This is a genomic window from Enterococcus hailinensis (assembly GCF_045862035.1).
Lineage (GTDB): Bacteria > Bacillota > Bacilli > Lactobacillales > Enterococcaceae > Enterococcus_A > Enterococcus_A hailinensis.
In genome coordinates, this window is the sequence record NZ_BAAFRV010000017.1 from 34,416 (window position 1) to 41,961 (window position 7,546).

Below are 7,546 nucleotides of genomic sequence, written 5' to 3' on the forward strand. Positions count from 1 at the left end.
TTCTTTTTTATTATAGCAAAAAATTATCTCAGTTTTCGCTTATAAAGTTTTCTTTAAGGCGGAAACAGCAACTTTTAATAAGAATTGACGAGGTTGCTCTAACCAGTTAAACTGTTATTAAGTGAACATACCGTTTTTTTACGGCAGAAAGGAAGTTACAATTGAAAAAACTAAAAGCTCCTGGATTTTTGAATAAGCGGCTTGGCTTTTACGCCTTACTGACATTCTTACTGTGGGCAAAGAGCATATTTGCTTATCTCTTTGAATTCAATTTAGGCATCGAAAGTCTCACACAGTACTTTATCCTATTCATTAACCCGATCGCATCGACAATGTTTTTACTGTCGATTGCTTTGTATGTACGTCGCGCAAAAGCATCTTATCGAACGATGCTAGTCATTTATGGATTAGCCAGTATCCTGCTTTTTTCAAACGTCGTTTACTACCGAGAATTTACTGACTTTATTACAGTCAATACTTTCTTAGGGGCTGGTAAAGTTGCTAGCGGTTTAGGGGAAAGTGCCATTCGTCTATTCCGGCCATATGATCTTTTATATGTAATTGATCTAGTAATCTTACCAATTTTATTATGGCGTAAGGGAATCAAGGAAGAAGAACGTCCTGTTCGCGCCCGGATGGCTTTTGCCATGACTGCTCTTTCTGTATTAGTTTTCTCAGGAAACCTATTTTTAGCAGAAGCAGATCGTCCCGAACTATTGACTCGTACCTTTTCACGCGATTACTTGATAAAATATCTTGGGGTTAATGCTTTTACTGTTTATGATGGCATCCAAACCTATAAAACCAATCAGGTTCGAGCCGAAGCTAGTCCCAACGATTTAAAAGAAGTAGAGTCTTATGTCAAAGAACATTACGCTGCGCCAAACAGTGATTATTATGGTGTTGCTAAAGGGCGCAATGTTATCACGATTCATTTAGAAAGCTTGCAGCAATTTGTGATCGACTACAAATTGAAGGATGAAAACGGTCAGGAACATGAAGTAACTCCGTTCTTGAACAGCATCTTCCATAGCAATAGTACATTCTCATTCGATAACTTTTTCCATCAAGTAAAAGCAGGAAAAACTTCAGATGCAGAAACCTTAATGGAAAATTCATTGTTTGGTTTGAACCAAGGATCATTGTTCTCACAATTAGGCGGTAAAAATACGTTCCAAGCGGCACCAGATATCTTGAAACAAACGGGTGGTTATACAAGTGCTGCCTTCCACGGGAATTCTGGAAACTTCTGGAACCGGACAGAAACCTATAAAAATCTGGGATATGATTACTTCTTTGATTCATCTTATTATGATGTCAACGACGAAAATTCATTCCAATACGGATTGCATGACAAACCGTTCTTCCAACAATCTGTTCAATACTTAGAACGTTTGCAACAACCATTTTATTCAAAATTTATTGCTGTTTCAAATCACTACCCCTATAGTGAATTCAAAAATGATGAAGCGGGATTCCCTCGTGCAACGACTAGCGATGAAACAATCAATGGGTATTTTGCTACAGCGAACTATCTAGATAAGGCTGTTGAAGAATTCTTCAACTACTTGAAAGCTTCTGGTTTGTATGACAATTCGATCATCGTCATGTACGGTGACCATTATGGAATTTCAAATTCAAGAAATCCTGAATTAGCAAGTTTACTTGGCAAATCAAAAGATACGTGGTCAAATTATGACAATGCTCAAATGCAACGTGTTCCTTACATGGTTCACATTCCTGGTCAAGATAAAGGCGGTATCAACCATACTTATGGTGGTGAAGTAGATGCTTTACCAACACTCTTGCATTTACTAGGTGTTGATACTAGTAAATATATTCAATTAGGACAAGATTTACTATCTGAAGACCATGATCAAATCGTTGCGTTCCGAGATGGTGATTACGTTACACCAAATTATACGTATTACAGCAGCAATTTATATGACAATTCAACTGGCTTACCGGTAACAGATCCAAGTGAAGAATTGCAAAAACAAGCAGATACTTGGAAACAAGCAGTCTCCACACAATTGAGTACTTCCGATAATATTAACAATGGTGATTTATTACGGTTCTATTCTGCGAGTGGTTTAGAACCAGTCGATGCTACTCAATTTGATTACAAAGACGGTCTCAAGAAATTGCAACAAGTTGAGAACAAGCTTGGTGATAAATCAACAAGCATCTACGATCAAAATGGTAAGAAAACGACACAAGATTTGTATAAGACGGAGACATATAAGCAATACCAAGAAAAAGCACAACAATAATTCTCAGGAAGTCCTTTTCTCATATTCGAGAAAAGGACTTTTTTCTTATATTTATTCCGATAGAATTCATATTTCTTTCAAACTAAGCTTTTATACTCTTTATAAGAGGTGGAATTTATGGGATTTTTATCAACTACAATGTCGACAATCAAACAGCACCGTATCCGATTTTCAATTTCTTTAGGGATTTGTTGGCTCGCTCTTTTTTCTTTAACTACCCTGGGTATCTTGAAAGTAGCGATGAGTTATTTGAATACCTCTACTCCGATCAAATTATTCTCAAGTGCTGAAATCGATCAATTACAACAGTATTTCTCAAACGGATTGATTGCTTGCAGTATCTTTTTAATTGTCTCTCTGTTCCTCTTTTTCATTCTGCGTTTCAGACATTGGAAAAATCAAGATCGTACAAGTGATACGATGATTTATGAAGCAGGGCTAGAATGTTTTTTAAGTTTATTGCTCGCTACAATATTTTTGATTTTATTATTTGCTCTTTTTGAACCAACTTACGAAGTAGTATTACAAAATATTTATCATAAAGGCCTTGATCAAATCAGTGATCTTCCTAATTTTGTGATCAGCAATGGAACAAACGGGATCGTCTACTCTACTCGTTCTTCCCTTTCGTTTGATTTTTCATCAGCAACACTGTTAGATATGTTTTTCAAATCGCTCTTCCGATCGATTTTCTATATTCTCTTAAACTTAGTTGTTTTAACTGCTGGATTCAAAACAATAAATTTATTGAAAAAAAAGCGCAATGTTCGTTAAACACGAACATTACGCTTTTTATTTTCTTTTTTACACTTATTTTTATTGAAAGTCGATTATTTATTATATACAATCAAAAAGTATTCGGTTTTAACCAATATAATGAACTTATTCTTAAGGAGCGTTTATAAAAAATGGAGAAATTCTTTAAATTGAAAGAACAAGGCACGACCGTTTCAACTGAAGTGATGGCAGGAATCACAACATTCTTTGCTATGAGTTATATTTTGTTCGTTAATCCAACGATTTTATCTGCATCAGGGATGCCGTTCCAAGCAGTCTTTTTGGCAACGATCATCGCTTCAGTCATTGGAACTTTAGTTATGGGATTATTTGCTAATGTTCCCTATGCACAAGCTCCTGGTATGGGATTAAATGCTTTTTTCACTTATACAGTTGTCTTTGGTTTAGGTTATTCATGGCAGCAAGCTCTCGCTATGGTCTTCATTTGTGGAATCATAAATATTTTGATCACAGTTACAAAAATTCGTAAATTGATTATTCACGCGATCCCTGAAAGTATGCAGCATGCGATTGGTGGCGGGATTGGGATCTTTGTTGCTTATGTTGGGATCAAAAATGCAGGACTGCTTTCTTTCAGTGCTGACTCTTCAGCTATCACCAACAGTGTCGTTGAAGGCGGAAAAGCAACGAGTGTTTCGATCAACAGCGGCATCGTTCCTGCTTTAGCTAATTTCAATAATGCCCCCATCTTATTAGCTGTTATTGGATTAGTTTTAACAACGATTTTAGTTGTCAAAAATGTTCGTGGTGCGATTTTGATCGGTATTATCGTTACAACGGCTCTAGGAATTCCTATGGGAGTGGTACAACTAGGAGCGGTGGATTTCCACGCGAATTCATTAGGAAGCTCAATCAATGAATTGGGAACTACTTTCGGTGCAGCTTTTGGTGCACAAGGAATGGGCTCGCTATTTTCTGATTCATCAAAACTTCCACAAGTCTTAATGACGATTTTAGCATTCAGCTTATCAGACACATTTGACACTATCGGAACGTTCATCGGAACAGGTCGTCGAACAGGTATTTTCTCTAAAGAAGATGAAAAAGCGCTGGACAATGATTCACGTGGTTTCAAAACAAAAATGGATAAAGCCTTATTTGCAGATGCTATCGCTACTTCGATCGGTGCTATTTTCGGTACATCCAATACAACGACGTATGTTGAATCAGCTGCTGGTATCGGTGCTGGTGGACGAACAGGTTTAACTTCTGTTGTGGTTGCTATTCTATTTGCGCTAAGTAGTTTCTTCTCACCATTAATTTCGATCGTTCCTGCCCAAGCAACTGCTCCAGCACTTATCTTAGTCGGCGTGATGATGTTAGCTTCATTTGCCGATATCAATTGGTTGGATCTAGAAGAAGCCGTCCCAGCATTTTTTGCCAGCATCTTTATGGGGCTTTGCTACAGTATCTCTTATGGGATTGCCGCTGGTTTCATTTTCTACACGATCGTTAAAGTGATCAAAGGAAAAATCAAAGAAATCTCACCGATTTTATGGATCGTTGATATTCTTTTCATTCTGAATTTTATAATTCTAGCCATTTTATAAACAAAAGAAAAAAGCGTAAAGCCAAATGGTTTTACGCTTTTTCTATTTCTTCAGGTTTATTGGGGAAAACAACAGTAAAGGTTGTTCCCTGTTCGAGTTCACTTGTTACACTGATTGTTCCTTTATGCAGTCGAACCAATTCTTGGACAATCGAAAGTCCTAAACCAGATTCACCATATTTTGTATTCTTACGTGACGGATCTGCTTTGTAATAGCGATCCCAAATATTTTTGACCTGCTCCTCACTCATTCCGATTCCTGTATCTGAAATAGTGATTTGTGTTCCTTGCTCGATCGTCGAAATCCCAATAGAAATCGTTCCATTTTGAGTAAATTGGATCGCATTTTGAGTCAAGTTGACCATGACTTGAACAAACCGATCATAATCAGCATAAACATCAACTGCCTCTTCTGTCGTTAAAAGCAATTGATCATTAGACGCCTGCGCCTTCCCTTGCAGTTGAGAAACAAGCGTTGCTAGAGCCTCAGTCGCATTGAACTTCTGTAAAATGATACTGATTTGGTTCGTTCGGATTTTTTCGTAATCTAGATTCTCATTGACCAAGCGAATCAAACGTGACGTTTCATTTTGCATCAATTTAATTGCTTTTTCTTTTTGGTTTTCTGGAATCGCATTGTATTCCATTCCTTCTAAAAGCCCATTGATTGTGGTTAACGGTGTCCGCATCTCATGAGATGCATCCGCCATAAATTGTTTTCGTCGCTCTTCTTGCCGCTCGATTTCTTCTTGCGAAGCTTTCAACGAAACGGTCATTTGATTAAAATCATCTGCTAAATCATCAAATTCATCTCGGTTACGGTTAGGGACAATCACATCAAAGTTCCCTGCTGCCACTTCTTTCGTTGCGGAACGCATCCGATTGATTCGTTTCACTTGTTGAGTCGCAAAGAAGTAACTTACAATGATCGCAAGAATCGAAGCAATGATAAAGGCTTTAAACAGATCCGCTACGATCGAATTGACACTATTTTCGACATTGGTTGCTGGCTGACTAACTAAAAGAACGCCGTAAAATTCATTGTTGGCAACAAAAGGCACCATTGCATAAGACGTTGTTTGATTTTCACCATGAATATTTTTAGCACTAGTTTCCTTTTGACGCTGTCCAGCTTTTAGTGCCGCCCATTGTTTATTCGTCACTAGATGTTCACTGATCTGTTGTCCGTCATCACTTGAAGGATAAGATACTTTTTTATCGCTATCAATAAAAACAAACCGCACACTTTGTTGATCTAAACTACGTTCAGTCACTAAAATTGAAAAACGAAAGACATCCGTATAAGAACTACCCTCAAATTGTGGACTGCTGCTCAATGCGTTTTGATTTTTTTCCATTGCTTCGGCATAATCGAACAAATTCTTATAATTATTGTCTTCAATCGTTTTTCGAGTAAACTGCGTGAATGAAATCCCTAAAGTCAAAAGTATCAACAAGATCAATCCGCCGAAAGCTAAGAGTTGTTGATAGAGGTATTTCATTGACCAACCTCATTATCGTCAAATTTGTAGCCGACCCCCCAAACAGTTTGGATCACTTGTGGGCCAACCTTTTCAATCTTTTGGCGTAGCTTTTTAATATGGGCATCTACAGTTCGTTCATCACCAAAATATTGGTAATCCCACACTAATTCTAATAATTGTTCCCGCGTAAAGACTTGACGCGGTTTTTTAGCCATCGTATACAACAAATCAAATTCTTTTGGCGTTAAACCATCGATTGATTTTTCATTTAAATAGGCTTCACGTGTTTTCAAATTCATTTTGAAGTGATCGGTATGAATGTCAAAAGTACCGTTTGCATCTTCTGAATCTTGTTGCGCGTCACTAGCTAACTCACTGCGGCGATGCAACGCCTTGATTCGCGCAATCAACGTTAGCGGTGAAAAAGGTTTCGTTACATAATCATCGGCCCCCATCTCAAGACCAATTACTTGATCACTCTCTGAATCTCTAGCAGTCAACATAATGATTAGGACTGTCTTAGAAATTTTACGGATTTCCCGGCCAACTTCCATGCCATCCATGTTTGGTAAATTTAAATCTAGTGTGATCATATCCCATTTTTCTGGAGCGGCTTTGAAGGCTTCTAACCCCTCTTTTCCATCGTACTTAAATTCAGCTTCCCATCCTTCATTTAGGAAAAACATCTGCATCATTTCCGAAACAGATTCATTATCTTCGATCATTAAAATATTCATTGTTCAACCCCCTGGTATCATTTGGTGCTCTTTTCCAAGTATACTCTATTTTATTTTAATCAACCATTACCTTACCTGTATCTTCATTAACAATTTGTTTTTTCTTCAATTTTTGCAGTATAATTCGACAAAATCTTCATGTTTAAGCATTAATTCAATGGACGACTAGTCTAGCTTTGCTTTTTTTCATTTTAAATGGTATACTTTCTTCTGCAACAAGTTATTAAATAAGGGGCTGTTACGGATTCGACAGGCATAGTTCGAGCTTGAATTGCGCTTCGTAGGTTACGTCTACGTAAAAACGTTACAGTTAAATATAACTGCTAAAAACAACAATAACTCTTACGCTTTAGCTGCCTAAAAACAGTTAGCGTAGATCCTCTCGGTATCGCCCATGTGCTCGAGTAAGGGTCCTATTCTAAGTGGGATACGTTTCAACTTTCCGTCTGTAAGTTGAAAAAGAGCTCATCAGACTAGCGATGTTCGCGGCCAGTCATGCGGCAGAGAACAAAGCGAAACTTAAATAGTATGACTATGAGCGTAGATTTTTAGGTGGTCGATATGTTTGGACGCGGGTTCGACTCCCGCCAGCTCCATTAATTGATTTTCTCTAGTTTTCATTCAGTTCCAAGACGATTAAAATTCCTTTTAAACAAGGGTTTTGGTCGTTTTTTATTTTCAGCCAGTTTCGCTAAAAAATATATA

Annotated in this window: 5 protein-coding genes and 1 other RNA gene; 4 read left to right on the forward strand and 2 right to left on the reverse strand. The window is 37.5% G+C overall.

The window, feature by feature from the left end; all coding sequences use genetic code 11:
- The first annotated feature begins 161 nt into the window (after positions 1 to 161).
- From ACKTSC_RS11115 to ACKTSC_RS11125, 3 genes are all read left to right on the forward strand, one after another.
- Positions 162 to 2,273 (forward strand): LTA synthase family protein, encoded by a 2,112-nt coding sequence (locus tag ACKTSC_RS11115; protein ID WP_407857619.1) that lies wholly within the window; start codon positions 162 to 164, stop codon positions 2,271 to 2,273.
- Between the two features lie 117 nt (positions 2,274 to 2,390).
- Positions 2,391 to 3,047 (forward strand): hypothetical protein, encoded by a 657-nt coding sequence (locus ACKTSC_RS11120; RefSeq protein WP_407857620.1) that lies wholly within the window; start codon positions 2,391 to 2,393, stop codon positions 3,045 to 3,047.
- Between the two features lie 134 nt (positions 3,048 to 3,181).
- Positions 3,182 to 4,621: an NCS2 family permease gene (locus tag ACKTSC_RS11125; RefSeq protein ID WP_407857621.1), complete on the forward strand. Its 1,440-nt coding sequence runs from the start codon at positions 3,182 to 3,184 to the stop codon at positions 4,619 to 4,621.
- A 31-nt stretch (positions 4,622 to 4,652) separates the two neighbouring features.
- On the opposite strand, the gene ACKTSC_RS11130 is transcribed toward ACKTSC_RS11125, so the two are convergent.
- Both ACKTSC_RS11130 and ACKTSC_RS11135 read right to left on the reverse strand, forming a co-directional pair.
- Entirely contained in the window at positions 4,653 to 6,122 is a 1,470-nt protein-coding gene (locus ACKTSC_RS11130; RefSeq protein WP_407857622.1) for an ATP-binding protein, read from the reverse strand.
- The gene (locus ACKTSC_RS11135; RefSeq protein WP_407857623.1) at positions 6,119 to 6,841 is read right to left on the reverse strand and encodes a winged helix-turn-helix domain-containing protein; all 723 of its coding nucleotides are present in this window, start codon (positions 6,839 to 6,841) and stop codon (positions 6,119 to 6,121) included. Before ACKTSC_RS11135 ends, ACKTSC_RS11130 begins: the two co-directional genes overlap by 4 nt.
- A 231-nt stretch (positions 6,842 to 7,072) precedes the next feature.
- Between ACKTSC_RS11135 and ssrA the strand changes: the two genes are divergently transcribed.
- Positions 7,073 to 7,440: a transfer-messenger RNA gene (ssrA, locus tag ACKTSC_RS11140) on the forward strand.
- Positions 7,441 to 7,546: the final 106 nt, after the last annotated feature.

Coding starts and splice junctions, on each gene's coding strand:
- ACKTSC_RS11120 (WP_407857620.1), top strand. CDS start 2,391: ATGGGATTTTTATCAACTACAATGTCGACAATCAAACAGCACCGTATC.
- ACKTSC_RS11125 (WP_407857621.1), top strand. CDS start 3,182: ATGGAGAAATTCTTTAAATTGAAAGAACAAGGCACGACCGTTTCAACT.
- ACKTSC_RS11130 (WP_407857622.1), bottom strand. CDS start 6,122: ATGAAATACCTCTATCAACAACTCTTAGCTTTCGGCGGATTGATCTTG.
- ACKTSC_RS11135 (WP_407857623.1), bottom strand. CDS start 6,841: ATGAATATTTTAATGATCGAAGATAATGAATCTGTTTCGGAAATGATG.